The organism is Gulosibacter molinativorax (genome assembly GCF_003010915.2).
Lineage (GTDB): Bacteria > Actinomycetota > Actinomycetes > Actinomycetales > Microbacteriaceae > Gulosibacter > Gulosibacter molinativorax.
The window spans coordinates 1,790,688-1,817,160 of the sequence record NZ_CP028426.1; the positions used below are offsets into that span (position 1 = coordinate 1,790,688).

The 26,473-nt window shown below is 65.4% G+C and carries 28 protein-coding genes, 1 tRNA gene and 1 riboswitch; of the genes, 14 read left to right on the forward strand and 15 right to left on the reverse strand.

What is annotated here, in order from left to right; genetic code table 11:
• Positions 1 to 75 precede the first annotated feature (75 nt).
• Positions 76 to 147, forward strand: a tRNA-Arg gene (locus GMOLON4_RS08450).
• 188 nt (positions 148 to 335) lie between these two features.
• Here GMOLON4_RS08450 and GMOLON4_RS08455 read toward each other — a convergent pair.
• Entirely contained in the window at positions 336 to 2,837 is a 2,502-nt protein-coding gene (locus GMOLON4_RS08455) for a DEAD/DEAH box helicase (protein ID WP_026936723.1), read from the reverse strand.
• Between the two features lie 32 nt (positions 2,838 to 2,869).
• A complete protein-coding gene (locus GMOLON4_RS08460) occupies positions 2,870 to 3,955 on the reverse strand; it encodes a hypothetical protein (RefSeq protein WP_026936724.1) in 1,086 nt (361 codons plus the stop codon).
• 181 nt (positions 3,956 to 4,136) lie between these two features.
• Positions 4,137 to 4,285, forward strand: a riboswitch (FMN riboswitch).
• 104 nt (positions 4,286 to 4,389) lie between these two features.
• Here GMOLON4_RS08460 and ribD point away from each other — a divergent pair.
• From ribD to ribH, 4 genes are read left to right on the forward strand one after another with little or no spacing between them, the layout of a single operon-like run.
• Complete coding sequence (ribD, locus tag GMOLON4_RS08465) at positions 4,390 to 5,658, forward strand: bifunctional diaminohydroxyphosphoribosylaminopyrimidine deaminase/5-amino-6-(5-phosphoribosylamino)uracil reductase RibD (RefSeq protein WP_245575418.1); 1,269 nt, start codon at positions 4,390 to 4,392, stop codon at positions 5,656 to 5,658.
• Between the two features lie 2 nt (positions 5,659 to 5,660).
• Positions 5,661 to 6,359: a riboflavin synthase gene (locus GMOLON4_RS08470; RefSeq protein WP_084147456.1), complete on the forward strand. Its 699-nt coding sequence runs from the start codon at positions 5,661 to 5,663 to the stop codon at positions 6,357 to 6,359.
• Positions 6,356 to 7,033 carry a 3,4-dihydroxy-2-butanone-4-phosphate synthase gene (ribB, locus tag GMOLON4_RS08475; RefSeq protein ID WP_084147457.1) on the forward strand — a complete coding sequence of 226 codons (678 nt, stop codon included), beginning with the start codon at positions 6,356 to 6,358 and terminating at the stop codon, positions 7,031 to 7,033. Before GMOLON4_RS08470 ends, ribB begins: the two co-directional genes overlap by 4 nt.
• A 44-nt stretch (positions 7,034 to 7,077) precedes the next feature.
• Positions 7,078 to 7,551 carry a 6,7-dimethyl-8-ribityllumazine synthase gene (gene ribH, locus GMOLON4_RS08480; RefSeq protein ID WP_026936725.1) on the forward strand — a complete coding sequence of 158 codons (474 nt, stop codon included), beginning with the start codon at positions 7,078 to 7,080 and terminating at the stop codon, positions 7,549 to 7,551.
• A 233-nt stretch (positions 7,552 to 7,784) separates the two neighbouring features.
• On the opposite strand, the gene GMOLON4_RS08485 is transcribed toward ribH, so the two are convergent.
• The 3 genes from GMOLON4_RS08485 to smc form a co-directional block, all read right to left on the reverse strand.
• The gene (locus GMOLON4_RS08485) at positions 7,785 to 8,273 is read right to left on the reverse strand and encodes a GyrI-like domain-containing protein (protein WP_026936726.1); all 489 of its coding nucleotides are present in this window, start codon (positions 8,271 to 8,273) and stop codon (positions 7,785 to 7,787) included.
• Between the two features lie 86 nt (positions 8,274 to 8,359).
• A complete protein-coding gene (locus GMOLON4_RS08490; protein WP_051266698.1) occupies positions 8,360 to 8,848 on the reverse strand; it encodes a GyrI-like domain-containing protein in 489 nt (162 codons plus the stop codon).
• A gap of 48 nt (positions 8,849 to 8,896) precedes the next feature.
• On the reverse strand, positions 8,897 to 12,397 hold the full coding sequence (gene smc, locus GMOLON4_RS08495) for a chromosome segregation protein SMC (protein WP_026936728.1): 3,501 nt from the start codon (positions 12,395 to 12,397) through the stop codon (positions 8,897 to 8,899).
• Positions 12,398 to 12,498: 101 nt separating this feature from the next.
• Between smc and GMOLON4_RS08500 the strand changes: the two genes are divergently transcribed.
• Positions 12,499 to 12,837: a nucleotidyltransferase family protein gene (locus GMOLON4_RS08500; protein WP_084147458.1), complete on the forward strand. Its 339-nt coding sequence runs from the start codon at positions 12,499 to 12,501 to the stop codon at positions 12,835 to 12,837.
• Positions 12,838 to 13,029: 192 nt separating this feature from the next.
• Here GMOLON4_RS08500 and GMOLON4_RS08505 read toward each other — a convergent pair whose 3' ends face one another.
• Together GMOLON4_RS08505 and GMOLON4_RS08510 are read right to left on the reverse strand one after the other, a co-directional pair.
• A complete protein-coding gene (locus GMOLON4_RS08505) occupies positions 13,030 to 13,584 on the reverse strand; it encodes an OsmC family protein (RefSeq protein WP_026936729.1) in 555 nt (184 codons plus the stop codon).
• A 55-nt stretch (positions 13,585 to 13,639) separates the two neighbouring features.
• Entirely contained in the window at positions 13,640 to 13,864 is a 225-nt protein-coding gene (locus GMOLON4_RS08510) for a hypothetical protein (RefSeq protein WP_026936730.1), read from the reverse strand.
• Between the two features lie 102 nt (positions 13,865 to 13,966).
• Between GMOLON4_RS08510 and GMOLON4_RS08515 the strand changes: the two genes are divergently transcribed.
• The gene (locus GMOLON4_RS08515; RefSeq protein WP_146137446.1) at positions 13,967 to 14,395 is read left to right on the forward strand and encodes a DUF2127 domain-containing protein; all 429 of its coding nucleotides are present in this window, start codon (positions 13,967 to 13,969) and stop codon (positions 14,393 to 14,395) included.
• A gap of 10 nt (positions 14,396 to 14,405) precedes the next feature.
• Here GMOLON4_RS08515 and GMOLON4_RS08520 read toward each other — a convergent pair whose 3' ends face one another.
• The gene (locus GMOLON4_RS08520) at positions 14,406 to 15,233 is read right to left on the reverse strand and encodes a CPBP family intramembrane glutamic endopeptidase (protein ID WP_026936731.1); all 828 of its coding nucleotides are present in this window, start codon (positions 15,231 to 15,233) and stop codon (positions 14,406 to 14,408) included.
• A gap of 298 nt (positions 15,234 to 15,531) precedes the next feature.
• Between GMOLON4_RS08520 and rfbB the strand changes: the two genes are divergently transcribed.
• The 4 genes from rfbB to GMOLON4_RS08540 all read left to right on the forward strand — a co-directional run bounded on the left by rfbB (position 15,532) and on the right by GMOLON4_RS08540 (position 19,544).
• The gene (rfbB, locus tag GMOLON4_RS08525; RefSeq protein WP_035732604.1) at positions 15,532 to 16,551 is read left to right on the forward strand and encodes a dTDP-glucose 4,6-dehydratase; all 1,020 of its coding nucleotides are present in this window, start codon (positions 15,532 to 15,534) and stop codon (positions 16,549 to 16,551) included.
• 3 nt (positions 16,552 to 16,554) lie between these two features.
• Entirely contained in the window at positions 16,555 to 17,985 is a 1,431-nt protein-coding gene (gene rfbD / locus GMOLON4_RS08530; RefSeq protein ID WP_026936733.1) for a dTDP-4-dehydrorhamnose reductase, read from the forward strand.
• Entirely contained in the window at positions 17,982 to 18,851 is an 870-nt protein-coding gene (gene rfbA, locus GMOLON4_RS08535; protein ID WP_026936734.1) for a glucose-1-phosphate thymidylyltransferase RfbA, read from the forward strand. The genes rfbD and rfbA overlap by 4 nt, the downstream gene beginning before the upstream one ends.
• 126 nt (positions 18,852 to 18,977) lie before the next feature.
• Positions 18,978 to 19,544: a M23 family metallopeptidase gene (locus tag GMOLON4_RS08540; RefSeq protein ID WP_322745113.1), complete on the forward strand. Its 567-nt coding sequence runs from the start codon at positions 18,978 to 18,980 to the stop codon at positions 19,542 to 19,544.
• A gap of 61 nt (positions 19,545 to 19,605) precedes the next feature.
• Here GMOLON4_RS08540 and GMOLON4_RS08545 read toward each other — a convergent pair whose 3' ends face one another.
• On the reverse strand, positions 19,606 to 20,919 hold the full coding sequence (locus GMOLON4_RS08545; RefSeq protein WP_265576743.1) for an MFS transporter: 1,314 nt from the start codon (positions 20,917 to 20,919) through the stop codon (positions 19,606 to 19,608).
• A 141-nt stretch (positions 20,920 to 21,060) separates the two neighbouring features.
• Positions 21,061 to 21,474 (reverse strand): cupin domain-containing protein, encoded by a 414-nt coding sequence (locus tag GMOLON4_RS08550; RefSeq protein ID WP_026936737.1) that lies wholly within the window; start codon positions 21,472 to 21,474, stop codon positions 21,061 to 21,063.
• Positions 21,475 to 21,574: 100 nt separating this feature from the next.
• On the opposite strand from GMOLON4_RS08550, the gene GMOLON4_RS08555 reads away from it, so the two are divergent.
• The 3 genes from GMOLON4_RS08555 to GMOLON4_RS08565 all read left to right on the forward strand — a co-directional run bounded on the left by GMOLON4_RS08555 (position 21,575) and on the right by GMOLON4_RS08565 (position 23,095).
• A complete protein-coding gene (locus GMOLON4_RS08555) occupies positions 21,575 to 22,150 on the forward strand; it encodes a nitroreductase family protein (RefSeq protein ID WP_026936738.1) in 576 nt (191 codons plus the stop codon).
• Between the two features lie 118 nt (positions 22,151 to 22,268).
• On the forward strand, positions 22,269 to 22,748 hold the full coding sequence (locus tag GMOLON4_RS08560) for an Abi family protein (protein ID WP_245575420.1): 480 nt from the start codon (positions 22,269 to 22,271) through the stop codon (positions 22,746 to 22,748).
• Positions 22,745 to 23,095, forward strand: a complete 351-nt coding sequence (locus tag GMOLON4_RS08565; protein WP_245575422.1) for an Abi family protein — start codon at positions 22,745 to 22,747, stop codon at positions 23,093 to 23,095. Before GMOLON4_RS08560 ends, GMOLON4_RS08565 begins: the two co-directional genes overlap by 4 nt.
• Before the next feature lie 75 nt (positions 23,096 to 23,170).
• Here the strand turns inward: GMOLON4_RS08565 and mutM are convergent, their stop codons facing one another.
• The 5 genes from mutM to coaD all read right to left on the reverse strand — a co-directional run bounded on the left by mutM (position 23,171) and on the right by coaD (position 26,460).
• Positions 23,171 to 24,118, reverse strand: coding sequence for a bifunctional DNA-formamidopyrimidine glycosylase/DNA-(apurinic or apyrimidinic site) lyase (gene mutM / locus GMOLON4_RS08570; protein WP_026936739.1), 948 nt, complete (start codon positions 24,116 to 24,118; stop codon positions 23,171 to 23,173).
• A gap of 17 nt (positions 24,119 to 24,135) precedes the next feature.
• A complete protein-coding gene (gene rnc, locus GMOLON4_RS08575) occupies positions 24,136 to 24,888 on the reverse strand; it encodes a ribonuclease III (RefSeq protein WP_084147459.1) in 753 nt (250 codons plus the stop codon).
• Positions 24,889 to 24,905: 17 nt separating this feature from the next.
• Complete coding sequence (gene rpmF, locus GMOLON4_RS08580) at positions 24,906 to 25,109, reverse strand: 50S ribosomal protein L32 (protein WP_026936741.1); 204 nt, start codon at positions 25,107 to 25,109, stop codon at positions 24,906 to 24,908.
• Positions 25,110 to 25,307: 198 nt separating this feature from the next.
• Positions 25,308 to 25,853, reverse strand: a complete 546-nt coding sequence (locus tag GMOLON4_RS08585) for a YceD family protein (RefSeq protein WP_035732651.1) — start codon at positions 25,851 to 25,853, stop codon at positions 25,308 to 25,310.
• Between the two features lie 103 nt (positions 25,854 to 25,956).
• Complete coding sequence (gene coaD, locus GMOLON4_RS08590) at positions 25,957 to 26,460, reverse strand: pantetheine-phosphate adenylyltransferase (protein ID WP_026936742.1); 504 nt, start codon at positions 26,458 to 26,460, stop codon at positions 25,957 to 25,959.
• Positions 26,461 to 26,473: the final 13 nt, after the last annotated feature.

A 26,473-nucleotide genomic window follows, 5' to 3' on the forward strand; every position in this document is an offset into this window, starting at 1 on the left:
GGGAAGAAATCGGTCCCGCGCGGACGGTACGATAGCGGTTGCGCTTTGCTCGGCCCGTTGCCGAGCGCGCGCGATGCCTCCGTAGCTCAGTGGATAGAGCATCCCTCTCCTAAAGGGTGCGCGCGAGTTCGATTCTCGCCGGGGGCACTACGCTTTTTCCGCCGACACGCTTGCCGCGAACCAGGGTCCCGACTCCGCGGACCAGGGTGAAGCGGATGAGCCTTTATGTTCTAGCACCCTGGTTCGGCGATCGATCCCCCTCAGTTTGCGGAGCACCATCCTGTGTCAGCGGGCGAACACCGTGTCCTTGCATGCGACTTCCCGGGGAAGACAACCTAAAGCCGCACGACCTCGGTCACCCGCAGCACCGCCTGGCCATCCTCCGCCGAGTCGTTGAGATCGACTTCGGCGTGGATGCGCCAGGCGTTGTCGCCTTCCGGGTCCAGGATGGTCTGCTCGGCATCCCAGAATCCCGACGCCTCACGAGCCTTGTCGATTCGGCAATACTGCGGCGAGCGCGCGGCGCCGTCGACCTGGATGTGGTCGTACTCCTCGTAGTACTCGTCGAGGATGCTCGGCCAGTCGATCCCGGGATCGATCTCGACAAGTTCCTCGTCGCGTTCGAGCGCGGCGAGGCTCACGCGTCGCCACAGGGCGTTCCGCACCAGGACGGTGAACGCCCGCGGGTTCTGCACCACGCTCTTGGGTGCGGGCGGGAGGACCGGCTGACCCTCCGCATCCACCGGGGCGACGAGGTCGGCCCACTCGTCGACGAGGCTCGAGTCGATCTGCCGGACCAGCTCGCCGAGCCATTCCAGCACATCCATGAACTCGTCGGTACGGGCATCGGACGGCACGGTCTGGCGCAGAGCCCGGTAGGCATCCGAGAGGTAGCGCAGCACGACGCCCTCGGAGCGCGCGAGGTCATAGAACGAGATGTATTCGGCGAAGCTGAGACCCCGCTCGAACATGTCGCGCACGACCTTCTTCGGCGAGAGCTCGAAGTCGCGCACCCAAGGCTGCGACTCGGCGAACATGTCGAAGCTCTGCTCGAGCAGCTCCTCGAGCGGCTTAGGCCAGGAGATTTCCTCGACCCGCGCCATCCGCTCCTCGTACTCGACGCCGTCGGCCTTCATCTCGGCGATCGCCTCGCCGCGTGCCTTGTGCTCCTGCGCGCGGAGCACCGGGCGCGGGTCCTCGAGCGTCGCTTCGACGACGCTCACGACGTCCATCGGGTAGAGGTCCGACTCGGGGTCGAGCACATCCATCATCGCGATCGCGAACGGCGACAGCGGTTGGTTGAGCGCGAAGTTCGCCTGCAGGTTGATCGTGAGCTGAATCTGGCCGTCGACGTCTTCGACGATGCCCGCATCCAGCAGCGTGCGACCGATCTCAAGGGCGCGCCGCGCGAGCGCGAACTTGCGCGGGCGCGGCTCGTGATTGTCGAAGCAGAGGTCGCGCACGTTCTGGATGACGTCGCCCCCGCGCGCGATGATGTTGATCAGCGTCGCGGAGGTCATTTCCATGTGGCTCGTAAGCGGCTCGGGCTCGGCGGCGACGATGCGATCGAACGTCGCCTCCGTCCAGTTGACGTAGCCCTTCGGCGGCTGCTTTTTCGTGATCTTGCGCTGCTTCTTCGGGTCGCCCGCAGCCTTGTTCATCGCGTGCTCGTACTCGACGATGTGCTCGGGCGCCTCGACGACGACCGTGCCGTGGTCGTCGTACCCGGCACGACCCGCGCGACCCGCGATCTGGTGGAATTCGCGCGCGGTGAGGTGGCGCATCCGCTGCCCGTCGTACTTGCTGAGCGCAGTGATGAGCACCGAGCGGATCGGCACGTTGATGCCGACACCGAGCGTGTCGGTGCCGCAGATCACCTTGAGGAGGCCGCGCTGCGCGAGCTGCTCGACGAGGCGTCGGTAGCGCGGCAGCATGCCCGCGTGGTGCACACCGATGCCCTGGCGCAAGTAGCGACCGAGCGTCTTGCCGAACGTGGTTGTGAAGCGGAAATCCCCGATCGCCTCTACAATCTTGTCGCGATGCTCGCGGCTCGCGACCTTGATGCTCGAGATCGCCTGCGCGCGCTCGACCGCGGCTGCCTGCGAGAAGTGCACGATGTAGATCGGCGCCTCGTCGTCCTCGAGCAGTTTCTCGACGGTGTCGTGCACGGGCGTGAGGACGTAGTAGAAGCTCAGCGGCACGGGCCTGGTCGCGCCCTCGACGAGCTCGGTCGGCCGGTTCGTGCGCCTGGTGAGATCATCCCGCAGCGCCTTCGTGTCGCCGAGCGTCGCCGACATCAGCAGGAACTGCGCCTTGTTGAGGAGCAACAGCGGAATCTGCCATGCCGAGCCGCGCTGCGGATCACCGTAGTAGTGGAACTCGTCCATGACCACCTGGTCGACATCCGCATCCACGCCCTCGCGAAGCGCCTTGTTCGCGAGAATCTCGGCGGTGCAACAGATGATCGGCGCATCCGGGTTGACCGAGCTGTCGCCCGTGACCATCCCGACCCGCTCCGCGCCGAAGATCTCGACGAGCGAGAAGAACTTTTCGCTGACCAGGGCCTTGATCGGCGCCGTGTAGTAGGTGCGGCCGCCACGCGCGAGCTCAACCGCATGCGCTGCGATCGCGACAAGCGACTTGCCGGTTCCCGTCGGCGTCGCGAGCACGACGTTCGCACCCGACACGAGGTGGATGATCGCCTCGTCCTGCGCGTCGTACAGCTCGATTCCGCGCGACCCGGTCCAGTCGAGGATCGCCTCGTAGACGTGATCGGGGTCGTAGGGCGCCGAAGGGTCGACGAGCGTTGGGATGAGGTCGGGAAGAAAGGCAGCCATGTCGCTTCGAGTCTCCCACACGGGCGTGCCCGCTACCCGACTCCGCCCACCAGGACAGCGTCACCGGACTCCACGAACGTCACGAGATGCACATCCACGGTCTCCCGATCGGTGTCCAGCGAAACCGCACATGCCTCGCCCTCCGGGCAAGTGAGCGGCTGCATCTCGAGCGAGGTCGATCGGAGCTGTGCCGTGGCACCATTTGGTCCGCCGTCACCCCAACTCGGCTGCGCATTCTGCCACTCCGGCGCGATACCAGTTGGACGCACGAGTAACGCGTCCTCCGAGTAAGTCACTTCAGCATCCATAACCGGCTCGATGGACAAGGGCAGCGCTGAATTCTCCGTCCCGCCTCTCACGAGGCACACGTCTCCGCAATCTGACACGAATGACTCGAATGCGGCGTCGAGCGACTCACGGCGCCACGACGGCAGGTAACCGTGGTCGACCACACTGAAAGCGTTTACCGTGACGGTCGTGCGCGTTGCAGGACCGGTGAGAAAGTGCGCGGGAAGTTCCACGCTGTGTTTGCCCGGCAACAGTAGCCAACGATCGATCGCTGCCGGGTCGGCAGGGTGGATGCGCTGCCCGCGCGAGAAGTCCAGCGGCATCGTCGCGTCATATCCCGGTCTGTTGAACAGTTCGTTCGTTTCCCACAAGGGAAGCGGTTCGCTGATCTGCCACTGATCGTTAGTGTGGATCACCTCAACAATGTGCGCGAACGGCTCGCCAAGACAGGTGCCAGCTAGCTCGACGTCGGCGGCGGAGGGGTCGGAGTCGCCGTACGGAGTGCGGACTTCGACGACCGCGATTTCTGCTGCGGCATCCGACGCACCAAGGTCACTGATGACCGTATCCGCCAAGGCCTCTGCCTGCTCGAGTTCTTCGATGAACTGTGGGTAGATCGCGGGATCTATGCGCATGAACTCAGCCGTCATGTCGTGCGCTTTCCCGTATTCGCCAGCGCAGATCGCCTCCACCCAGGTAACGGCCGCGGCGGCTGGCGCGTCGCGCTGGGTATTCGACTCGGAACAGCCAGCGGCGCCGATCGTGGCTGCCACAGCGGCGACTGCGCCAATCCACCGACCGAAGCGATACAGCGGTTCTCTGTGATGCATGCCACCGAGAGTACCGGCCCTGTTTCGGACAAATTCTGTGCAGGAGTCTCGGCCTTGCGCGTTCCCACCCCGACGATCCCAACACGCAATGCGCGCGAAGACGTCGCGAGCGCATCCAAGCGTAATGAAACGACATTCACTATTGCGCTTTCGAAAGTGACCCGGTTACAGTAACCGCAGCAACATGCTCCGGGGTCGGTGTAAATCCGAACCGGCGGTGATAGCCCGCGACCGCTACTCGCGATTGATGCTTCGGCATCGAGAACGAGCGGCGTTGATCTGGTGGAATTCCAGAGCCGACAGTCAAAGTCTGGATGGGAGGCGCATGGCGGCACAATTGGGTGCCGTGTCTGGCGAACGATCACCGTGATTTTGGCGATCGGGAGCTGGTGTTCTTTCTCCCCGGTGCATTTCCAGCACCGGAAGGACACCACATGATTTTCAACTCGGCCACGATCGAGCGCACCGACACCGTCACGGGCGTGGATGCCGCAATGCGTCGCGCGATCGACCTCGCCTATCGCGGACCGGAGGCCGGCCCAAACCCGCGCGTGGGATGCGTGATCCTCGCGCCCGCGGCTGGCTCGGCGGCGAGCGACTCGTTCGCGCGCGACTCGTTTGCGCGCGACTCGTTTGCGCGCGATACACCCGCGCACGCCACTGCGCCGAACGCCGAGCGACGTATCCTCGGCGAGGGCTACCACCGGGGCGCCGGCACGGCGCACGCCGAGGTGGATGCGCTCCGCGATGCCCGCGAGCGCGGCGCCGATCTCGCGGGAGCAACCGCGATCGTCACCCTCGAGCCGTGCTCCCACACCGGCCGCACGGGGCCCTGCACCGAGGCACTCGCCGCCGCGGGCATCCGCGAGGTCATCTACGCCGTCGACGACCCGAATCCCGAGGCGGCCGGCGGCGCGACCTACTTGAGCGAGCAGGGCATCCGGGTTCAAAGCGGCGTCGGCCGCGACGAGGCCTTCGAGCTCGTGCGAATCTGGGCAACCTCGGTGCAGCTCGGCCGGCCCTACGTCACGCTCAAGCTCGCGACCACGCTCGACGGCAAGATCGCTGCCGAGGATGGCACGAGCCAGTGGATCACCTCCGCGGCGTCACGGTCTCACGCCCACGAGACGCGCTCGCGAGTCGGCGCCATACTCGTCGGCACCGGCACGGTCCTCGCCGACGACCCGTCACTCACCGCACGCGACGCCCTCGGCGACTCGCGCCCCCAGCAGCCGCTGCGCGTCGCCCTCGGAGAGCGTCCGGTTCCTCCCGGGGCCAGGATGCGCGGCTCGGCAGCAGAGTTTCTTCACCTCCCGACGCGGGATCCTCGCGAGGCGCTGCGCGCACTCGGCGAGCGCGAGATTCGCCATGTGCTCGTCGAAGGCGGCGCGAGCGTCGCCGCGGCGTTCCTACAGGCCGGACTGGTCGACGAGCTCAACACCTACCTCGCCCCGGTCATCCTCGGATCGGGCAAGAGCGCGGTCGGTCCGCTCGGCATCGAGACTCTCGCCGACGCCAGCCGCTGGCACACCACCGAGGTGAGCCGTCTCGGGCAGGACACCTTCATCCGGGCGGTCAAACTGCCAGCGGTCTCCGATGACCGCGACCCCGGCATCCGCGCCGAGTGCCCCGAACCCGACCTACTTTCCCGCAGCGACGTCGCCACCGAACGCGACATCGCCCTCAGCAACCCAGGAGCCTAATCATGTTTACCGGACTCATCGAAGAGGTCGGCACCGTCGTCGGCCTCGAGCAATCACCGACCCGGCCCGACGCGGTCATCACCGTCCAGGCCGCGACCGTCACCGAGGATGCGCGCCCCGGCGACTCGATTGCCGTCTCGGGCGTGTGCCTCACCGTCGTCGAGCTGCTGCCCGACGGCGCGTTCACCGCGGATGTCATGCCCGAGACCATCGACCGCAGCACGCTGTCGGGATTCCAGCCCGGCACCCGCGTGAACCTCGAGCGGGCCATGCGAGCGGATGCGCGCCTCGGCGGCCACATCGTGCAGGGTCACGTGGATGCGGTCGCCACTCTCGAGCGCCGCACCCCAGGCGAGCGCTGGGATGACCTGCGCTTTCGTCTCGACGGCGGCCTCACGCGCTACATCGCCGAGAAGGGTTCGATCACGATCGACGGCACCTCGCTCACCGTCACGGAAGTCGACGATGCGGGCTTCGGCGTCTCGATCATCCCGACGACCTCCGCTGCAACCACGATCGGGGCACTCGCCGTCGGTGATCGCGTCAACATCGAGGTCGACGTGCTCGCGAAATACGTCGAGCGCGCGCTGACGGCGCGGTTCGGGCAGCCCGATGACTACCAGCCGGCCCACCTCAAGAGCGCCGATTCCACTGCATCCGACACGACTTCATCCCGCACCAACGAGGGAGCAATCCGATGACCACCAACGAACTTCTCACCCGCGCCTTCGCCGAGCTACGCGCCGGCCGGCCCGTGCTCGTCGCCGACAGCGCGAGCCGCGAAAACGAGGTGGATGCGATCCTCGCGGCCGACCGCGCCGAACCCCGCTGGATCGGCTGGGTCGTGCGTCACTCCTCCGGGTTCCTGTGTGCGCCGATGCCCGCCGATCGTGCCGACCGCCTCGAGCTGCCACTCATGGTGGAGCGCAACGAGGACAGTCTGCGCACCGCGTACACCGTTTCGGTGGATGCTGCGGCTGGCGTCACCACGGGAATCTCGGCCGCTGATCGCGCGCTGACCCTACGCACCCTCGGCGACGACTCCGCGGTTGCCGGCGACCTCATCCGCCCCGGACACGTGATCCCGCTTCGAGCCGTGGCTGGCGGCGTGCTCGTGCGCCCCGGCCACACCGAGGCTGCGACCGACCTCGTTCGGCTCGCCGGCGCGGGCGAGGTCGGCGCGATCGCCGAGCTCGTGCACGACGAAGGCGACGTGATGCGCCTGCCCGAGGCCGAGGTGCTTGCCGCCGAGACCGGACTCGTGCTGCTCCACATCAGCGACCTCATCGAGTGGCGACGCGAACACGACCCGCTTGCCGCGCATCCGACCGACCGGGCCGAGGCCGAGCGACTGCTCGCGCTCGCAGGCCGCTAATCGCATCCACCTATTCAGATCGTACTTCGACCGAAAGCAGATACATGAGTAAAGAAGGTTCCCCCACCATTGAGATCGACGGCGCGGGCCTGCGGGTCGTTATCGTCACCGCGTCGTGGCACGAGAAGATCACCACCGCGCTGCTCGAGGGCACGCAACGTGCGCTGGCCGAGGCGAATGTCACCGACGTCGAGGTCGTGCGAGTACCCGGCTCGTTCGAGCTGTCCGTTGCGGCGGCGCGGATCGCGCGCTCGGAGCACGCTCCGGATGCGATCGTCGCGCTCGGCGTCGTGATTCGCGGTGGCACACCGCACTTCGACTTCGTGTGCACCGCCGCGACCGACGGGCTGAACCGCGTCGCGCTCGAGACGGGCATCCCGGTCGGCTTCGGGCTACTCACTTGCGATGACGAGCAGCAGGCACTCGAACGCTCGGGGATGCCCGGTTCGAGCGAGGACAAAGGTGCCGAGGCCGCGCAGGCCGCGATCGCGACGGTGCGCGCCCTCGCCGATTGGTAGGTGAGGCTGGCTGGTGCCGCGTTGAGCGTTCGCGCTCGGTTGCGATTGCCGTTGGCGCGCAACCTGAGCCAGCCCACTCATTGCCGTTAGCGCTTGCCATTGCCCGTCGACAGGCAATGCTGAGCGCTGCCTGCAACACATGCAAACGCGCCCATTGCCGGTAACGCTCACCCTTGCTCAAGTGCGGGCAGGGGTGAGCGCTAGCGGCAATGGGGACGCGGCCGGGTGCGCGACTATGCCTTGCGGACGAGCACCGCGAGGCCCGTGATGAGATCCGCCGGGTCCATTTCGGGGGTCGGCTCGGTGTCGTAGGCCTCCCAGTACGGCATGAGCAGCTCGTAGCCCTCGGCCTTCACTGCCTCGAGGAATTCACCCCACGCATCCCCGAGTCCGTCGTAGCGGCCCTGGTACTTGGTGATCGCGAGTTTTCCTGCTGGGAGCTCTGACGGGATGATCGTCACGTCACCGACGACGTGCTCCGCTGCGAGCGACTCGGCGACCGCGAAGCCCACCTCGACGTCGACCGTCGCGCCGAACTCGGTGTCGTATCGCGAGAACGCGGGCCCGGTCGGCGTGAATACGCCGGACTGGATGGCGCTGCCCAGTGCCGTGAAGGACGAATCCATGAGTGGCGCCATGCTGTTCGTCGGCTGCGCTTCGCTGCGGACGACCGCGGTCGGGCTCCCCGGGAAGTCGATGAATTCAATCGCGGACAGTGACATGCGTGCTCCTTATATATTGCGTTTCGATACGACCTGCGGCCTACTCAACGATCGATACGACCTGCGGCCTACTCAACGAGGGCTACTTAAACGGGAGCTGACATCTCGGTGCGCAGGCGCTCGGGGTCGGTGCCGGGGCCCGGGGTGACGAGGTAGCTCTCCCAGTATGGCTTGCGTGGCGTCCGGCCGGATCGCTCGAGGTCGCCCAGGAACTCCTGCCACACATCCGCCAGCTCGGAGTACGGGCCGACGTGAATCGCACGCGCAACCTCGCCACCCGGCAGCTCGCCCGCCTCGATCGTGACGCCGTTGAACTCGAGGTTCTCTTCGAGCGCGGCCAGAAGCGGAATCCCCGCCTCGATCGTCACGTCGCCCTCGAGCTCGGTGTCGTAGCGGCTGTATGCCGGTCCGTCCGGGGCTATCGCCGCCGCATCCACCGCCGCGCGAAGCACCGTGAACGCCGAATCAAGGAACCGAATCATGTCTTCCACCGGAACGCCCTCACCGCGAACCACCGCGGTGTGCTGGGTCTTGAGCCGCACAAACTCAGGTGCGGTTGCCAATTGCTCTGCCATTGCGACTCCCTCGTCGAAAAGAACTAGTGCCAACCATGGTAGGCCTGACTACTCGCGAACACGCTGACCAACCACGGTCGAAACACCGTCGCGATGCATCGACACCCCGTACAGCGCATCCGCGATTTCCATCGTGCGCTTCTGGTGCGTGATCACGATCAGCTGGCTTGATTCGCGCAGGCTCTCGAACACCTCGAGAAGGCGCCCGAGGTTGGCATCGTCGAGCGCGGCCTCGACCTCATCCATGATGTAGAAGGGGCTTGGTCGCGCCTTGAAAATCGCGACGAGCAGGGCGACCGCCGCGAGCGACCGTTCTCCACCCGACAGCAGCGAAAGCTTGTCAATCTTCTTCCCCGCGGGCTTTACCGCCACTTCAATGCCCGTCGCGAGCATATTCATGGGGTCGGTGAGGGAAATATCCCCACTGCCGCCCGGGAACAGCACCGGAAACACCTCGTGGAAGGCCTCGCGGGTGTCCTCGAACGCCTCGGCGAAGACGGTGCGCATCCGCTCATCGATGTCCGACACGATCTTCATGAGGTCGGCGCGGGTGGTTTCGAGGTCGGAGAGCTGCTCGTTCAGGTACGCGTGGCGCTGCTCGAGCGCCGAGAACTCCTCGAGCGCGAGCGGGTTGATGCGCCCGAGCTGCGACATCTGCTTTTCCGCTTCTTTGAGCCGGCGCTGCTGCTCGGCACGATCAAAGTCTTCGTCGGGACCAAACTCGTCGAGCAGCACGGCCTCAACAAGCGACAACTCACTCGCCGCCCGCTCGAGCAGATTCGTGAGCTGCATCTTGCGCTCGTACATTTGCAGCTCGAGGGCATGGACGTCCTCGGTGATCACGTTCAACCGCTTCCGCAACTGCGCCTCTTGCTCGCGCAGGTCGAGCAGTTCCTTATCCTGGGCCGCGCGCTGCTGCTCGGCCTTCGCGAGCTCGGCGCGGGCCTCGGTCAGGCTGCGATCGATCGACTCGAGCAGCTGCGGGATGCGCGCAATCACGCCCAGCACCCGCTCGTGTTCCGCACGCCGCAGCACCGTCTCGCGGGCAGCCTTGTCGGCCGCCTCGCGCTCGGCCTCGCGCTTACGCTCGAGTTCACCGATGCGCAGCTGTTCGGACCGCAGCCGCTCGCGGAGGGTCTCGACCGCAAGCCGCGCCTCGACCTCGGCCTCCCGCCGCGATTCAACCGCGGCCGCGAAGTCGCCTCGCTTCGAGCCGTCGAAAAACGGCCGCGGCTGCGACTCGTGGATCTCGAGCTCGGACTTCGCCTTCGCCGCGCGTTCCTCGGTCTCGCCGATGGTTTGGGATGCGAGCTCCCGCGACTTCTCGGCGCGGCCCAGTTCCGCCTTGGCTGACTCGACCCGCGAGCGCGCGCGGTTGAGCGCCTCCCGCCTCGCGGCAAGCTCGGCGTCGAAGCCGCGCAGGTCCGCGAGCGCGGCCTCGGCCGCGGCCTTCGCCGCCTTTAAGGATGCGCGGCACTCGCCTCGTGCGATCGACCGCGCGTCGAGCTGCTCCGTGACTCGCGCGACCTCGCTCGCCGCGAGGTCACGCTCGGCGAGAAGCTCGATTCGGCTCGCACCGCCCGCGTCCCTGTCGGCACCGCTCGTCGCGGTCAGCGTGCTCGCCGTGAGGACCGCGCCGTCGCGACTCGCGACCACGGCGCCGTGCGGAAGTTCCCGGAGCAAGGTTCGCGCCGCATCGCGATCCGGCAGCTCGTCCACGATCGCCGTGCGCGAGAGCGCCGTTACGATCGCGGGCACGCCACGAACGAGATCCGCTGCGAGTTTCACCGAAATGCCAGCCGCCGCACCCGCGCGAGCCACCGCATCCGCAAACACCGAATCGGCCTCTGCGCCTGCGAACTCCGCGACGAGCTCGACCCGCCCATCCACCTTCGCGCTGGCCATGAGCCCAAACGCGACCTCGTCGGATGAGGTGAGCACCGCATCCGCCGTCGCGCCGAGAGCCGCTGAGATCGCCGTCTCGAAACCACGCTCCACTCGGAGCTTGTCGCTGACGCGGCCGATCACCCCGTCCGGCGCGCTCGCGAGCAGCGCCTGCGCGCCGTCGCGAACCTCCGAGGCGAGCGAGAGCGCCTTGCGCCGGGCGTCAAGCGAATCGCGCTCGCGCTCAAGGTCGTGAATCTCGTCGCGCAGCTCATCCATCGCGGCCTGCTCGCTCGTGACGAGATCCTGCGCCTGCGCGTACCGATCATCGAGCCCCGAGGAGTCGACCTCCCCGGCCTCGGCCTCGCTCTCGACCTCCACGAGCTCCTGCTCCGCGGTCTTGAGCCGATCGGCGGCCGAGCGCAGCGTGTTCTCGCTGCGAAGCACCTCGCCGCGCACCGCCGCGAGCCGCTGGGCCGCCGCATCCGCCTTGCCCTTGAGCTCGGTCGTGCGCAGGTCGTGCTGTGAGAGAAGCGCCGACTGGGCCGAGATCTCGCGATCGAGCGCATCCAGCTCCTGGCGGGCCGACGCGGTCGCCGCCTGCGCTGCCGTCCACGCCGACTCCGCGGTCGCGCCGCGCTGCTCGAGATCGCTGACCTCTTCGCGCACCGCGGCGATGTCCGCATCCGAGACCGTTACCGACAGCGCCGGTTCCTCGAGCCGCGCGCGGAGCATCGACTCGCGCTGCCCTGCGAGCATCTGGAAGTTCCGCAGGCGCTCACGCGCGCTCTCGAGATCGAACGCCACCCGCCGCGCCTGATCCACCGCATCCCCTCGCTGCGCCTGCTGCAGCTGCTCGATTCGCAGCAGCGACTGGTCGAGCTTCTCCTGCAGCACAAGTCGCTCGGTCGAGCGCTCCTGTTCGGTCGCGGATGCGCGGCGCAGGTGATCGCGCAGGCTCACGGCCTCGTCGGCATAGAGTCGCGCCTTCGCATCCCGCACGATCGCAGCGATGCCCTGTGCCTTGCGGGCGACCTCGGCCTGGCGTCCGAGCGGCTTCAGCTGTCGCCGCACCTCGGCGACGAGGTCGCGCAGGCGCTGGAGGTTCTGCTCCATGCCCTCGAGCTTGCGCACCGTCTTTTCCTTGCGGCGGCGGTGCTTCAGGATGCCCGCGGCCTCCTCGATAAACCCGCGGCGCTCCTCCGGCGTCGCGCGCAGCACGGTGTCGAGGCGCCCCTGGCCGACGATCACGTGCATCTCGCGGCCGAGGCCGGAGTCGCTCAGCAGCTCCTGCACATCCAGCAGCCGCACCTGCTCGCCGTTGATGGCGTACTCGCTGCCGCCCGCGCGGAACAGCGTGCGCTTGATCGTCACCTCGGTGTAGTCGATCGGCAGCGCGCCGTCGGCGTTGTCGATCGTGAGCGCGACCTCCGCGCGGCCCAGCGGCCCGCGCGTCGCGGTGCCAGCGAAGATGACGTCCTCCATCTTCCCGCCGCGCAGCGTCTTCGCGCCCTGCTCCCCCATGACCCAGGCCAGCGCATCCACGACATTCGATTTGCCGGAACCGTTCGGCCCGACCACGCACGTGACGCCCGGTTCAAACTCAAGCGTCGTCGGTTTCGCGAACGACTTAAACCCCTTGAGCGTCAGGCTCTTCAGGTGCATGTCGTCGGCTTTCGCTCAGGTGAACAGGATGCTCAGAGCCTACCGGCGCGTCGCCCCGCCACCGGCCATTTCACGCCGCATTGCCCAGACCGGACTCACCTATGACCGGTACGATCTGCCCCATGAGCACACCAACGACGACGCCACGCGAAGTGCTTCGCGCGCATCGGAACGAAATGATTGGTGTGCTCAAGGAATTCGGTGTCCGGAAGGCTGGACTGTTCGGTTCCACTGCTCGAGGTACTGACCGCCAAGGCTCTGATATTGACCTCATTGTTGAGTTTGCTGCGACATCGTCTCGAGACTTGGTCGGCCTTTCTTTGGCGCTTAGCGAATTAGCCGGAATTTCGGTCGATGTCGTAGACGCGGATCAGGTCATCGAACGATTCAAGAAGACCGGAATCGGCAGCTCCATACTCCAGGACACGGTACCGTTTTGACCACTACAACCCGTGAGGCAATTCTTGCGCTGGCTGAGGAACTACGCCGCAGAATCGCTTCCGAAAGAGGCTGCCGAATTCGATTCACGCAGCTGGTCACAAGAGCACCTTCGCGATCTCGAGTAATCCGACGACGTAACGACCCGACGCCGTTCGCGGGGCACGGCGCCGGGGGGAGAGATGGCCTTCCTACTACGCCTTCGTGACGGTCACCGAGACCGGGGTCGGGTTCGCGAACAGGTCAAATACGGGACAGCCCTCATCAACGGCCTTGCGGAGTTCCTCGTAGCGTTCCTGCGATTCTGGACCGGTCAGCTCGACGTTGAGCCGGATGTCACTGAAACCTGGGCGGACAGAAGCGTCCTTGCCGAGCAGTCGCGCCGCATCCAGATCGCCTTCCGCGGTGACCTTGATGTCGTCGACCTGAATGCCGAGGTTCTGGGCGTAGAGGCGGTACACGACGGTTTGGCAACCGATGAGCGCGCCGAGCGCATACTCGACGGGGCTTGCCGCGACGTCGTCGCCCGCGAGCGCCTCCGGCTCGTCGATCACGAACTCATGACGTCCCGACGTAACGCGGGTTGCGACCGATCCCTCACCCACGCCCGTGACTTTGTACGTGAGCTTCGAAGAGGATCGATTCATGTCGATGCGGTCGCTCCAGGCGGCCCCGGCCTCGGTCAGGCGAGCGGCGCGTTCTTCGGCGGTGATCTCGGGGATGTCGGTGGTTGCAGTCAATGTAGTCATGGCCGCAACGCTATTGGCGGGCAAAACCGATGTCACCACTTCGCGAAACGCGAGGTCACGTCGCGTCATCGCGCGTAACGTGTTCGCCAGGATGCATCGCTCGCGGGAACGAGGCGTCACGCTCCGCGCGCATGGACTCTGCGGCTGTTTCCCCGTTGTACTCACGCGGCTCGCGTGCCTCGAGACGTTTCTTGATTGCTTCAATAGTGGAATTCGAGGCCCGTCCGAGAAACTCATGTTGCGCACGGCCGCCCGCGTCGTTGCTCGGGAACGAAGACATGCGTCAACGATAGTTTCATCAGATTTGCATGCCCTGAGTCGTTCTTGTTGTCGGCCTATGCTCGGCACCGCGCATCCGCTCGGAAACAAGGAGTCCATTTCATTGCCCGCACGTACCAGCCGTTCGAGTGCTCATATCAAACTCAAGTGGGCGGCCTGGCTGCAGCTCGTGCAGGGTGTGCTGATGGAGGGCCTGCCGTTCCTCGGGCTCTTCGTGCTGCTCGCGCTCGACGTCGATGCGGGGATGCTCTCCCGCGGCTTCTCGTTCATCGTCCCGTTCTTCGACGATCACCTTTATCTCATGATGGCGATCAGCGGGGTCTTCGCGGCGCTGCGTGTAGTCGGCGCGGTCGGCGTGCTGCGAAATAGGATGTGGGGCTACTCGCTGTCGGTCATCAACTGTTCCGTGACCATCGCCCTGATGATCTTCATGCTCCCGGCGGGCATCCTGGACGGCCTGCTCTCGGGCACGGCCCTTGTGCTCCTCCTCATGGCTCGGCACGCCAGCGCGCCGATTCTCGAACAACGGTAAGCGGCCACTCCTACTCCGCTTCAATAACCCCGGCGAGCTGCAGAATCGGGAACACGATGCCCGGCGACGAGAGCATGAAATTGATGATCCAGTGCGCGACCACGACCGGGAACAGGCGCCCCTGCCAACGCACGATCAACGCCGCGGCGGCTCCCCAGAGCGTGAAGGCCACCAGAAATACGAGCATGCCCGGGACCGTTGCGGCGAACGCCATGTGCTGCACGCCAAATACGAGCGAGGTCGCAATCACCGCCACGGCTCCACCTCGCCGACGCGCGATTCCGCTCATTGCGTAGCCGCGGTAGACGAGTTCCTCGGTCGGCGCATTGATGAGCATGAACGGGATGACCGACACGATTGCGATCACCAACAGCCAGGCTAGGCTAATTGCCGACTCGGCCTCGGGGTTCACGAAGATCGTCTCGAACGCTGCGGGGGCATCCGCCCCGTACAACAGGAACACCGTGCCAGCGACCGCAACCGCGAACGGAACGTTCATCACGACGAGCCACAAAAGGCCCCAGAGAATGTCGCGACCGACCTTGCCGCGCCGGATGCCCAGCGCATCCCGCAGCGTCATCCCCTCGCGGCGATAGAGGCGACGCAGCAGCCACAGGCAGAGCAGGTTCACCGGCAGCAACCCGAGCGTCGCCCAGATCGTGCTCGGTGGGAAGCCCGTGGTGTCGAAGAGCCCCGCCAGCACGAGCCACGCCACGACCGTGACGACCGCGATCGAACCAATTCGAACCGCGAGAATCCCCCACGCGAGCCCCTCGGCACCTACACCTGCCTGGGCATCACGATTCAATGCGGCATCGTCGCCAGTCGCGCTCGACATGGCCCGACCCTATCGACCCTGCCTCCGAACCGCGGGAGAACTCGAGGTCCTAGCGCCACGCGAACCGCGCATCCCGGAATAGAGTCGCTCGAATGGATGCCGCACGCGCCGCGATCTCGTTGGCGCTTCGCGCCGACCGCACCCTGATTCCGGCTATGACCGCTGACGCGATCTACCTGCTGTTTTAGCCGCGGAGCGCGCACGGGAACGCGTAATTCACCACTACTAACGGATTGCGCGCGCTGTAAGGCAAATCTGCACAGGATCGCGGACTAATTGATGATGGATAATTGTTCTTGTGTCTACTTTGCTCGTAACCGGTGGTGCCGGTTTTATTGGCGCGAACTTCGTGCGCCAGACTGTCGCGCAGCATCCCGAGTATGACCGGGTCACGGTGCTCGACAAGCTGACCTATGCCGGGAACCGCGCGAATCTCGCGGGCCTCCCCGAGGACCGGGTGCGGCTGGTCGTGGGCGATATTTGCGACGCGGACCTGGTGGACGCGCTGGTCGCGGACCACGACGTCGTCGTGCACTTCGCCGCCGAGTCCCACAACGACAACTCGCTGAATGACCCGTCCCCGTTCGTCGAGACGAACATCCTCGGCACCTACCAGCTCTTGGAAGCCGTTCGCCGGCACGACAAGCGTCTGCACCACATCTCGACCGACGAGGTGTTCGGTGACCTCGAGCTCGACGACCCGAACCGGTTCACCGAAACCACCGCCTACGCGCCCTCCTCGCCATACTCCGCGACGAAGGCCGGGTCCGACCACCTCGTGCGCGCGTGGGTGCGGTCCTTCGGCATCCGGGCGACGATCTCGAACTGTTCGAATAACTACGGCCCGTACCAGCACATCGAGAAGTTCATCCCCCGGCAGATCACGAACATCCTCTCGGGCCTCGCCCCGAAGCTTTACGGCACAGGCGAACAGGTGCGCGACTGGATCCACGTTGACGACCACAACGCCGCGGTCCACCGCATCCTCGACGCGGGCTCACTCGGGGAGACCTACATCATCGGCGCGGATAACGACCACGTGAACAACAAGACCGTGATCTCGCTGATCTGCGAGCTGATGGGTCTCGGGGCGGATGCGTACGAGCACGTCGCCGACCGCCCGGGTCACGACCTGCGTTACGCGATGGACTCGACCAAGCTGCGTGACGAGCTCGGCTGGGCGCCGCAATACACCGACACCGAGACCGGGATGCGCGCCGGGCTCGAGCAGACCATCGCCTGGTACTCCGCGAACCGCGACTGGTGGCAGCCCGCGAAGGCCGACGTTGAGGCAACCTACGCGAAGTCGGGGCAGTAGCCGATGACTGAGTACCGTAAGCCGCTCGCGACCCGCGCCACCCCAATCGATGGGCTCGTGATCGTTGACCTGACCGTGCATCCGGACAACCGGGGCTGGTTCAAGGAGAACTGGCAGCGCGAGAAAATGGTCGCCGCCGGGATCCCCGATTTCGGGCCCGTGCAAAACAACATGAGCTTCAACGCGGAGGCCGGTATCACCCGCGGCCTGCACGCGGAGCCATGGGACAAGTTCGTGTCGGTCGCCACCGGCGCCGTGTTCGGCGCGTGGTGTGACCTGCGTGCCGGGTCGCCGACGTACGGGCAGGTCGCGACGACCACGATCACCCCGGATGTCGCGGTGTATGTGCCGCGCGGGGTCGCGAACGGATTCCAGGCGCTCGAGGACGGCACGGCGTATTCGTATCTCGTGAACGACCACTGGTCCCCGGATGCGGAATACGCGTTCGTGAACCTCGCCGATCCCGCGCTCGGCATCGACTGGCCGCTGCCACTGACCGACCTGTCGGACACACACCTGTCAGACAAGGATCGCGCCCACCCGCCGCTCGCGGAGGTCGTGCCCATCGCGCCCCGCCGCATCCTCGTTACCGGCGCGGCCGGCCAGCTCGGTACCGCGCTGCGGGATGCGTTCCCCGAGGCCGAGTTCCCGGGCGTCGAGTTCGTCACCCACGCCGAGCTGGACATCACCGACCCGCAGCTTGCGACCGCGCGCCCGTGGCGGCAGTACACCGCGATCGTCAACGCGGCCGCGTACACCGCGGTCGATGCCGCCGAAACCACGGGCCGGCAGGCCTCGTGGGCGGTAAACGCGGCCGGTGTCGCGAACCTCGCGCGCGTCGCGGCGGAGTTCGGCCTCACGCTCGTGCACGTCTCGTCCGACTACGTCTACGACGGCGCGTCCACGGATGCGTACCGCGAGGACGCACCGCTCGCACCGCTCGGGGTGTACGGGCAGACGAAGGCGGCCGGGGATCTTGCTGCCGCGACCGCGCCTCGGCATTACATCGTGCGCACCTCGTGGGTGATCGGCGACGGCGCAAACTTCGTGAATACGATGGCCTCACTCGCCGACCGTGGCATCGCCCCGCAGGTCGTGGACGACCAGATTGGCCGGCCGACCTTCACTCGCGATATTGCCGCGGGCATCCGGCACCTGCTCGAGACCCGCCCTGAGTACGGGGTCTACCACCTCACGAACACCGGCGAGCCCGCATCCTGGGCCGAGGTTGCCCGCGAGGTCTACACCGGGGTCGGCGCGAGCGCGGATGCGGTCACCGGGGTGTCGACCGCGGCCTATTTCGAGGACAAGCCCGGCACCTCTCCGCGCCCGCTGAACTCGGTGCTCGAGGTCGACAAGCTCACCCACACCGGGTTCACCGCGCCGTCGTGGCGCGACCGGTTGACCGAATACTTGAAGGGATTGTCGCGATGAAGGGCATCATCCTTGCCGGCGGCTCCGGCACGCGCCTGCACCCGATCACGCAGGGCATCTCCAAACAGCTGATGCCGATCTATGACAAGCCGATGGTGTACTACCCGCTGTCAACGCTCATCCAGGCCGGGATCCGCGAGATCCTGACCATCACGACCCCGGAAGACTCGGCCGCGTTCCACCGCCTCCTCGGCGACGGCTCCGCGTGGGGGATCGAGTTGAGTTACGCGGTGCAGCCCTCCCCCGACGGGCTCGCGCAGGCGTTCATCATCGGCGAGGACTTCATCGGCGACGACGATGTCGCGCTCGTGCTCGGGGACAACATCTTCGATGGCCCGCAGCTCGGGCAGGCGTTGAACGGCTGCGCGGAACCGCAGGGCGGGATCGTGTTCGCGTATCCGGTGTCGGACCCGCAGCGGTATGGCGTGGTCGAGTTCGATGGCGATAACCGGGCGATCTCGATCGAGGAGAAGCCCGCGCAGCCGAAGTCGAACTTCGCGGTCGTCGGGCTCTACTTCTACGACAATCGCGTGGTCGAGATCGCGAAGTCGGTGACGCCCTCCGCGCGCGGCGAGCTCGAGATCACGAGCGTGAACGAGGCGTATCTCGAGCAGGGTGACCTGACGGTGCAGCGCCTCGGCCGCGGCGATGTGTGGCTCGATACCGGGACGATCGACTCGATGAGTGAGGCGTCTTCGTATGTCGAGGTGCTGCAGAAACGTACCGGGCTCATCATCGGGTCGCCGGAAGTGGCGGCGTTCCGTGCGGGTTTCATTTCGGCGGATGTGCTGGAGTCGCTCGGGCAGCGACTCGCGAAGTCCGGCTACGGCCAGTACCTCATGAGCGTGTCGAGCTGGGAGCGATAGGCCGCGGCATTCGGCGAGGATGCGTGCTCGCGCATCCAGCGGTATCGCACCTCGGGACGCGATAGTGGCGGCATGTATTCGAGGAAACCTCTGGGTCTCGCTTATCCCTTTCGAGGCAAGTGGCTCGTGCAGAATAGCCCGGCCAACCGCATCCCGAGCCACGGCACGGAGGTGTTCGCGAGCTCGAATGCGATTGATTTTGTTCCAGTCGACGACCGAGGAGTATCGGCCCCGATCACTTTCCGTACGCTTTTTCGCCCCGAGCCGCCCGAACGATTCTCGGGGTTCGGGCGGCCGATCCTGAGCCCCGCTACCGGCCGGATCGTCGCAAGGCACGACGCGCTCCCCGACCATCCCGCCTATCGGGGCTTCCCTTCAGTCGGGTATGCCTTGACACAGCGACAACGCGCGGCCGAAGGCTGGCCCGCACTCGCGGGCAACTACGTCGGCATCGATACCGGACACGGCATCCTGTTTCTGTGCCACCTCCGGCGTGGCTCCGTCAAGGTCGAAGTCGGCGCACGTATCGGTGTCGGCGACGTGGTGGCGGCGTGCGGCAACTCTGGAAATAGCACCGAGCCGCACGTGCACGTCCAGGCGGTCGACAACCTCGATATCGATAGTGCCCGGCCAGTCGAGATCCGGTTCAACGGCTCGCTTCCGCGGAACGGCGAAGTCGTCGACGCGGGGTAGGAGCCGTGATTTCGCCATCGGCGCGTCGCTTCCCGCTCGCGGCATACTTTCCGCTCGCGACCTACTTCCCGCTCGATACGTCGGGCAGGCGCGCACCAGCAACAACGCCGACGAGGCCCATCGCCGCGAGGAACAACAGCGCCCAGATCACGTGGATGAGCGCGAGCAGCGAGCTGATGCCGCCCACGATCAGCAGGATGACGCCCATCGCCGAGTTCGAAACGGCTACGTACTTCGTGCGGAGGTCACCCTCCGCCATGTCTACGACGTAGGTCTTGCGGCCGACGCGAACACCCGTGTGCATCAAGGTGATCGCGAAGTAGGCAGCGATGAAGAAGAGTTCCCCGGCGGGCCCCGCCCCGCTGAACCCCGGAATGATTGTCGCGAGCACCACCGCGATAACCACCGCGGAGGCAACACCCGCGCCCACACTCATCAGCCGATTGCTCGACCGGTCGGCAAACCTGCCGAACATCCTGCCGCCGAGCAACGACGCCAGCCCCGACGCGATGATGTAACCGCCGAGCCCCGCGAGACTGCCAGCGCCATGCTGGATGGACAGGGTAACGATGAAGGGCGGGCTCAGTGACGAAACAAGTAGGAGGCTCCGGACCGAAACGAACTGTCGGAATCGCGCATCCTCACGCAGCAGCGCGACGGTATCGGTGAACCAATTGCCCTTGGGCTTGTCGGACTCGGGCTCCGCAGATTTGCTCTGTTCGGCTTCGCTCTCGCCCGCGGGCTCGCGGATGCCAGCGTAGATCCACGCCACGAAAACCCACAGGACGGCACCGAGTGCGAGCAGCCAGGCGATCTGCCCTGCCGTCAGGTTGTCGCCGCCGATCAGGCGAATCGCGACACCGATCGTGATCGCGACCAGGCCCGCCGCGGTGGTGGCGAGGCCATTGATCTGGCCGCGCTCACCCTTCGGAATTGTCCGCCCCTGGACATCCTTCGACGCGATCGAAGTAAGACAGCGCCCGTACGCAAACACCGCCATCGCGAGGACGATGATGATACCCGCGGTGAGGCCGGATGCGAGCGCGGCGGTACCCGCCATGATTGCGGCCGCGGCAGCTTGGATGAGCGACCCGACAACGAAAATCCACTTGCGATATCGCACCCGCACGACCCGCGGCGTGAGCGCGGCCTGCGGCAACATCGACCCAGATTCTCGGATTGGGACGAGGAGCCCGGTGAGCGCTGGCGGGACCCCAAGGACTGAGAACAGCCAAGGCAGCACCGTGGATGCATTGACCGTTTGATCGCCAGCCGATTGGAGCGCCGTGGCAAAGATCTGTTTTAAGCCATTGCTTGGCACATTTCGGCGAACTTCTTCGGGGAGCTTCTTCTCGGCCTCGGGATTGCGCTTCATGACTCGCGAATAAAGACGTTCCGCCTTTGTCGCAGTGAATTCATTTCCATTCTGCATGGCTGCGAGCTCCTCGATTAAAGAAATAGAAGAGGGCTTTCGGGCGCGAATAGTTCGCCCGAAAGCCCAACTGGTCTGCGGCGACTAGTGTTCGTCGTGACCCTGGTCAGCCTGCGTCTTGTGAACGGTGCCAGGAGCGTGGTGAGGGGGTGCGTAGATGCTGTACACCTTCATGGGTTCGTCACCGATGTTGGTCACGTTGTGCCAGACACCGCGCGGGACGAAAATTGCCCAGTCAGCGCCGACTTCCTCTTCGAAGGTGACCTCGTCTTCAGAGGGGCCCATCTGGACGCGACCGCGTCCCTGCTCGAGGCGAAGGAACTGGTCGGTGTCGGTGTGCAGTTCGAGACCGATATCACCACCAACCGGAATAGACATGAGAGTCATCTGAAGGAATTCTCCGGTCCACTGAGTGGTGCGGAAGTTTTCGTTCGCGACAGTCGCATCCTCGATGTTGAGAACGTATGGATTGGGGCCGTGGTCAGTCTGTTCGCTCATGTCTAAATTTTATCAACGCGTTATTCTGAATTCAAGCAAGGCCAGGCTCGCCTAAAGAGTTTAGTTGCCGTCTTCCCAACTGTCTTGGGACAATGGCAATATGAAGTTTTTCGCTGATCCTGCGCTCGAATCGATGGCGACCCGACGTTCGGTGTCGAAAGTCGGTCCCGAGACACCGAGCGACGCGGAGATCGCGGTTCTCCTCGATGCCGTCACCCCGGTCGCCGACCACAAGGCGCTCCGACCCTGGCGGCTCATCCTGCTTCGCGGCGACGACCGCATGAAACTCGCCAACGCGCTTGACGCCGCCGACGGCGTGACGCGCGAAGAGGGCGAATACAACACGAAGCCGTTTCGCGCCGAGCTGCTGATCGCAATCGTGTTCAGCCCCACCGAGCACCCCAAGGTTCCCGAATGGGAGCAGCGGGTTACCGCTGCCGGAGCCGGCCATCTTCTCGAGCTGGCGCTGTGGCAGAAGGGATGGGGCGTCATGTGGCGCACCGGCCTGCTAGCAAATGCGCCCGAAGTTCACGCAGCACACGGCCTGCAGGAGCGCGAGTCGCTCCTCGGCTGGCTCTACGTCGGCAGCATCGACGAGCATTTCCGCGAACGGCTCCTGAATTCGAACCGCCCCGCGCTGGATGCAGACCAGTTCCTCGGGCGAATGCCGCGGTAGTCGTGGCCAGCGGTCGACTCATCCCGTCCGTGGTAACCTGTGATCACTACATCCCCCACGCCTCTCCACGATGCGCACTTGGGGGATTTTCTCTGCCCCAGGCCAGGAGTGAGCAACGATGCTTCGACCCCGACCAATGCGTCCGCGTGGCTCGCACCACTTCGATAAGCCACCGCTGAGTCTCGACGACCTGGTGGACCGTCTCGTTGGCCGGGGCCTCACTGTCCCCGATCGCGACCGCGCCCGAAGGTACCTGCGGCACATCGGCTACTACCGGCTGTCCCCCTACTCAATTCCGTTCCAGCAGGGCGGGCCCGATCACCTGCTTTACGAAGGAACGTCATTCGATGACGTCCTGGATCTCTACGTCTTCGATCGTGCGCTGAGGCTCCTCGTAATGGACGCTCTCGAGCGGGTCGAGGTCGCCGTGCGCGCGGCCCTGACCGACCACATGGCGACCTCCTACGACGATCCCCACTGGTATGTGGACGCATCGCACTTCCAGCACGGCGGCAAGCACGCCGGTCTCATGAAGATCGTCAGGGACACCTGCGGCGCCGCGCTCACAGGACCGCCATCGCCAAGAGCATCGGCTTGACCGCTCCAGTGCTTGAGTCCTGGATGCCGACGTACGTCCGCGTGCGCAACATCTGTGCCCACCACGGACGGCTCTGGAACGTCGGCCTCGGCATCTACCCGGCGATCCCGAACTCGCCGACCATCTCGTGGCTCGAAGGTGCGGACGCGTTACCAGACCGTTCGAGGAAGCGACTCTACCCGGTGCTGGTTTCGCTGCAGTCAGTCCTCGATTCGGTGTCTCCGCGCAGCAGCTGGGCAAAGCGGCTCCACGCGCTGCTCAGCACTCGACCACCGATGAATTTGCGTGGCATGGGCATTCCCGAGGACTGGGCGAACGACGGATTCTGGAACCGGCGGATCTCCTGAGCGATCCGGCTCACGCAGCTCTCCGCGATGCCAGTGAAACCCTGTCCTCGCCGGCGGTTCTTGCAGGTCGAGCCGCTAGCGCATCCGCTGACACTTGGGGCAGCGGTAGGAGGAGCGATTGGCGAACGCCTCGCGCTTGATCGGGATACCGCAGCGATAGCACGGCTTGCCCTCACGCCCGTACGCCTTCAGGCTGCGCGAGAAGTAACCCGACTCGCCGTTCACGTTGACGTAGAGCGAATCGAACGACGTGCCGCCTTCCTCGAGCGACTGCGCAAACACATCCTGCACGTGCTCGAGGAGCTCGTTGACTTTGCGCGCGGAGACGGTGTTGGCGAGCTGCGCCCAGTGCAACCGCGCGCGCCACAGCGCCTCATCGGCGTAGATATTGCCCACGCCAGAGATGATCGCCTGGTCAAGGATGGCGGCCTTGATGCTCCGCTTGGTCGAGCGGATGCGCAAGGAGAATAACTTGCGATCGAAGCGAGGGTCGATCGGGTCGCGAGCGATGTGCGTGACCTGGCCCGGGATGCGCTCCTCGGCCGCATCGATCGGCGCCACGAGATCGTCGATCGCGAGCGAGCCAAAGAGTCGCTGATCGATGAATCGCAGTTCGAACTCACCCGCGGGACCGTCGACGCGCATCCGGATGCGCAGCTGCTTGTCTTCGGGTGCGCCCAGTGTGCGCACGAGCATCTGGCCGCTCATGCCGAGGTGGGTGAGGAGGGCGTCGTGCGGGCGGGTTTCGACGGATGGGGTTTCGACGGACGGGGTTTCGACAGGCTCAACCGACGGGAGTGGTTCAACCGCCGGAAGTGGTTCGAGCGGCACCCAAAGAAACTTGCCGCGGCGGCTCGCGGGGCGAAACGTCCGGCCCTCGAGCCGCGTCACGAAGTCGAGCGGCGTGCCGTCGTGACGCTTCAGCGCGCGCTCGTCGAGCACATCCACCGAGCGCACTGTTGCGCCAGCGACCGCCGCCGCGAGGCCCTGGCGAACGACCTCGACTTCGGGAAGTTCAGGCATCGAGTGGTCCCCGGCCTCTACTGCTTGGCCGTAGAGGCGGCCGCCGATTCCTCGCGCAGCTTCGTCCACGCGGCCAACGCGGCGGCGAGCTCTGCCTGCTTCTTACTGCGGCCCGTGCCCGTCGCCTCAACGAGCACGCCCTTCCCCTTCGGGACACGCACATTCGCCGTGAACACGCGATCGTGGTCGGGCCCGGTGCCAGTCACCGAGTACTCCGGCGCCTCGCACTGAAGGTCGGCAATGAACTCGAGCAGCGCCGTCTTCGGGTCCATTTCGGCGCTCAGCCGCTCGACGTCGCCGACGTAGGGCCGCACGAGGCCTAAAACGAGATTCGTCGCGGCCTCGAAGCCCGCGGAAAGGTGGGCTGCCCCGAATACCGCTTCAAGCGCATCCGCCAGAATCGAATCCTTGTCGATTCCCCCAGTAAGCTGCTCACTCTTGCCGAGCCGAAGGTACTGGCCGAGCCCGATCTTGCGGGCAATATCGGCGAGCGTGACCGTGGACACCAGCGCGTGGTGTCGAGGCGAGAGCTCCCCCTCATTGAGGTCGGGGAACTCCTCATACAGCATCTGCGCGACCGCGAGGCCGAGGACCGAGTCGCCAAGGAACTCCAGGCGCTCGTTGTCGGGCGCGCCATCGTGCTCGTAGGCCCACGACGAGTGTGTGAGCGCGAGATCAAGCAATTCCGGAACGAATTCGACCCCGAGTGCCTGAGCCAGCGGAGCTGGGTCGGCGACCTCGGGGTCGAACTTCTTAGAGCGTTTGGTCACTCGCGAAAAGCCAGTGACTAGGCGTCAGCGACTCGGCGGCCCTTGTACTCGTAGTAGAGCGGGGTGCCGTCAACGTCTTCAACGAGCTTCGCGCGGTGCGGGAGGCTGTAGGTGACCTTACCGTTTTCGACGGTCTTGACGAGTGCGGGGGCCTTGGCCTTCCACTGCGAACGACGCGAACGGGTGTTCGAGCGGCTCAGTTTGCGCTTGGGGACTGGCATGGTTGCCTTCCTTTTCTAAATAAACAATGTCTGCTTCCGCGAATTGGCTTCGCAATCGGTGCGTGCCACGCGGGCGATGGGGCTCCACCGCGCATCGGCCAAAAGACCGGAGCGGGCTGAGTCAAGAGTTCTCGAAGCAATGAGCCCTACACCAACCGCCAAGTCTACGCGAGAATCGGCGATGGCGCGACCCCGACTTTAGGCCCGATCCTCGCGCTGTTCCGAGGGTACCGAATCGCTCGACTCGAGCAAACCCTTGAGCTGCTCCCAGCGAGGGTCGATGATGTCCTCCGGCTCGGGCAGCGGCTCGGTGAGCTTCTCCCCCGTCTCGGGGTCGAGGCCGAGACAGCCGGGCTCGCACAAGGGCTGGAACGGGAGGTCGAGGACGACCGCGTCGCGGATCGGCCCTTCGAGGTCGAGCAGGTCCTGCTGAACGACGTACTCGGTGCCTTCCTCGTTCTCGAATGTGTAGAGCTCAGTGATGTTTCCCGACCACGGCTGCTCGATGTCCTGCAAGCAGCGGCTGCACTGACCGGTGAGGACGCCGGAGACGTCCGCGGTCGCGAGCACACCATCCACCAGCGACTCGAGTCGAAGTTCGACCTCAAGCTCAGCGCCAGTGTCGAAGTAGATCATGCCCTCGCCGATTCGCTCGGGAACCGTAATGCTGAGCTGCATTTCCTGCATCGTGCCGGGCCGGTTAATCAGGGTGGCCACGTTCACGGCATACGGTGAAGTTGTCATGTGCTGAGTGTACGCGTCTGCCCCACGCACGCGCCTGTTGCCGCGCACCTTTCGATGCGCGGCAACACATGCCTGAAGCGAACGCCGGGCGTGCGGCGGAAGCCTAGACCGTGATGTTCGGGTCGGTGTCGCCCTGCAGGAACTCGCGGACGACCTCGGGAACATAGGGCGACACATCCCCACCGAGCGCCGCGACCTGGCGCACGAGCGAGCTCGACACGTGAGCGTGCATCGGGTTCGGCATCATGAACATCGTCTCGATGCGGGCGAGATTGCGGTTCACGATCGCCATCGGCGTCTCGTAGTCCACGTCCTTCGAACCTCGAACGCCCTTGACGATGACGCTTGCCCCGACGTCGGTGCAGTAGTCGACCAAGAGGCCGACGCTCCACGAGCGCACGACGATATTCGAGGGTGAGCCGGTCTCGAGGAGCGCCTGCTCGATGAGCTCGAGGCGGCGCGCAATCGGAATCATTGCGTTCTTGTCGGGATTGTGCACGACAAGGACGTGAACCTCATCAAACACGTTCGCGGTTCGCTGGATCACGTCAAGGTGACCGAGCGTAACCGGATCGAAGGACCCCGGGACAACTGCAATGTTGGACATGATCTCCATCGTA

Bases quoted from the DNA above. Each gene is read 5' to 3' on its own strand.
- mutM (WP_026936739.1), bottom strand. From the start codon at position 24,118: ATGCCTGAACTTCCCGAAGTCGAGGTCGTTCGCCAGGGCCTCGCGGCG.
- smc (WP_026936728.1), bottom strand. From the start codon at position 12,397: ATGCACCTGAAGAGCCTGACGCTCAAGGGGTTTAAGTCGTTCGCGAAA.
- ribH (WP_026936725.1), top strand. From the start codon at position 7,078: ATGAGTAAAGAAGGTTCCCCCACCATTGAGATCGACGGCGCGGGCCTG.
- GMOLON4_RS08545 (WP_265576743.1), bottom strand. From the start codon at position 20,919: ATGAAGCGCAATCCCGAGGCCGAGAAGAAGCTCCCCGAAGAAGTTCGC.
- rfbD (WP_026936733.1), top strand. From the start codon at position 16,555: ATGACTGAGTACCGTAAGCCGCTCGCGACCCGCGCCACCCCAATCGAT.
- GMOLON4_RS08585 (WP_035732651.1), bottom strand. From the start codon at position 25,853: ATGACAACTTCACCGTATGCCGTGAACGTGGCCACCCTGATTAACCGG.
- rfbA (WP_026936734.1), top strand. From the start codon at position 17,982: ATGAAGGGCATCATCCTTGCCGGCGGCTCCGGCACGCGCCTGCACCCG.
- ribD (WP_245575418.1), top strand. From the start codon at position 4,390: ATGATTTTCAACTCGGCCACGATCGAGCGCACCGACACCGTCACGGGC.
- ribB (WP_084147457.1), top strand. From the start codon at position 6,356: ATGACCACCAACGAACTTCTCACCCGCGCCTTCGCCGAGCTACGCGCC.
- GMOLON4_RS08510 (WP_026936730.1), bottom strand. From the start codon at position 13,864: ATGTCTTCGTTCCCGAGCAACGACGCGGGCGGCCGTGCGCAACATGAG.
- GMOLON4_RS08470 (WP_084147456.1), top strand. From the start codon at position 5,661: ATGTTTACCGGACTCATCGAAGAGGTCGGCACCGTCGTCGGCCTCGAG.
- GMOLON4_RS08505 (WP_026936729.1), bottom strand. From the start codon at position 13,584: ATGACTACATTGACTGCAACCACCGACATCCCCGAGATCACCGCCGAA.
- GMOLON4_RS08520 (WP_026936731.1), bottom strand. From the start codon at position 15,233: ATGTCGAGCGCGACTGGCGACGATGCCGCATTGAATCGTGATGCCCAG.
- coaD (WP_026936742.1), bottom strand. From the start codon at position 26,460: ATGTCCAACATTGCAGTTGTCCCGGGGTCCTTCGATCCGGTTACGCTC.
- GMOLON4_RS08455 (WP_026936723.1), bottom strand. From the start codon at position 2,837: ATGGCTGCCTTTCTTCCCGACCTCATCCCAACGCTCGTCGACCCTTCG.
- GMOLON4_RS08460 (WP_026936724.1), bottom strand. From the start codon at position 3,955: ATGCATCACAGAGAACCGCTGTATCGCTTCGGTCGGTGGATTGGCGCA.
- GMOLON4_RS08555 (WP_026936738.1), top strand. From the start codon at position 21,575: ATGAAGTTTTTCGCTGATCCTGCGCTCGAATCGATGGCGACCCGACGT.
- rpmF (WP_026936741.1), bottom strand. From the start codon at position 25,109: ATGCCAGTCCCCAAGCGCAAACTGAGCCGCTCGAACACCCGTTCGCGT.
- GMOLON4_RS08485 (WP_026936726.1), bottom strand. From the start codon at position 8,273: ATGTCACTGTCCGCGATTGAATTCATCGACTTCCCGGGGAGCCCGACC.
- GMOLON4_RS08560 (WP_245575420.1), top strand. From the start codon at position 22,269: ATGCTTCGACCCCGACCAATGCGTCCGCGTGGCTCGCACCACTTCGAT.
- GMOLON4_RS08490 (WP_051266698.1), bottom strand. From the start codon at position 8,848: ATGGCAGAGCAATTGGCAACCGCACCTGAGTTTGTGCGGCTCAAGACC.
- GMOLON4_RS08550 (WP_026936737.1), bottom strand. From the start codon at position 21,474: ATGAGCGAACAGACTGACCACGGCCCCAATCCATACGTTCTCAACATC.
- GMOLON4_RS08500 (WP_084147458.1), top strand. From the start codon at position 12,499: ATGACCGGTACGATCTGCCCCATGAGCACACCAACGACGACGCCACGC.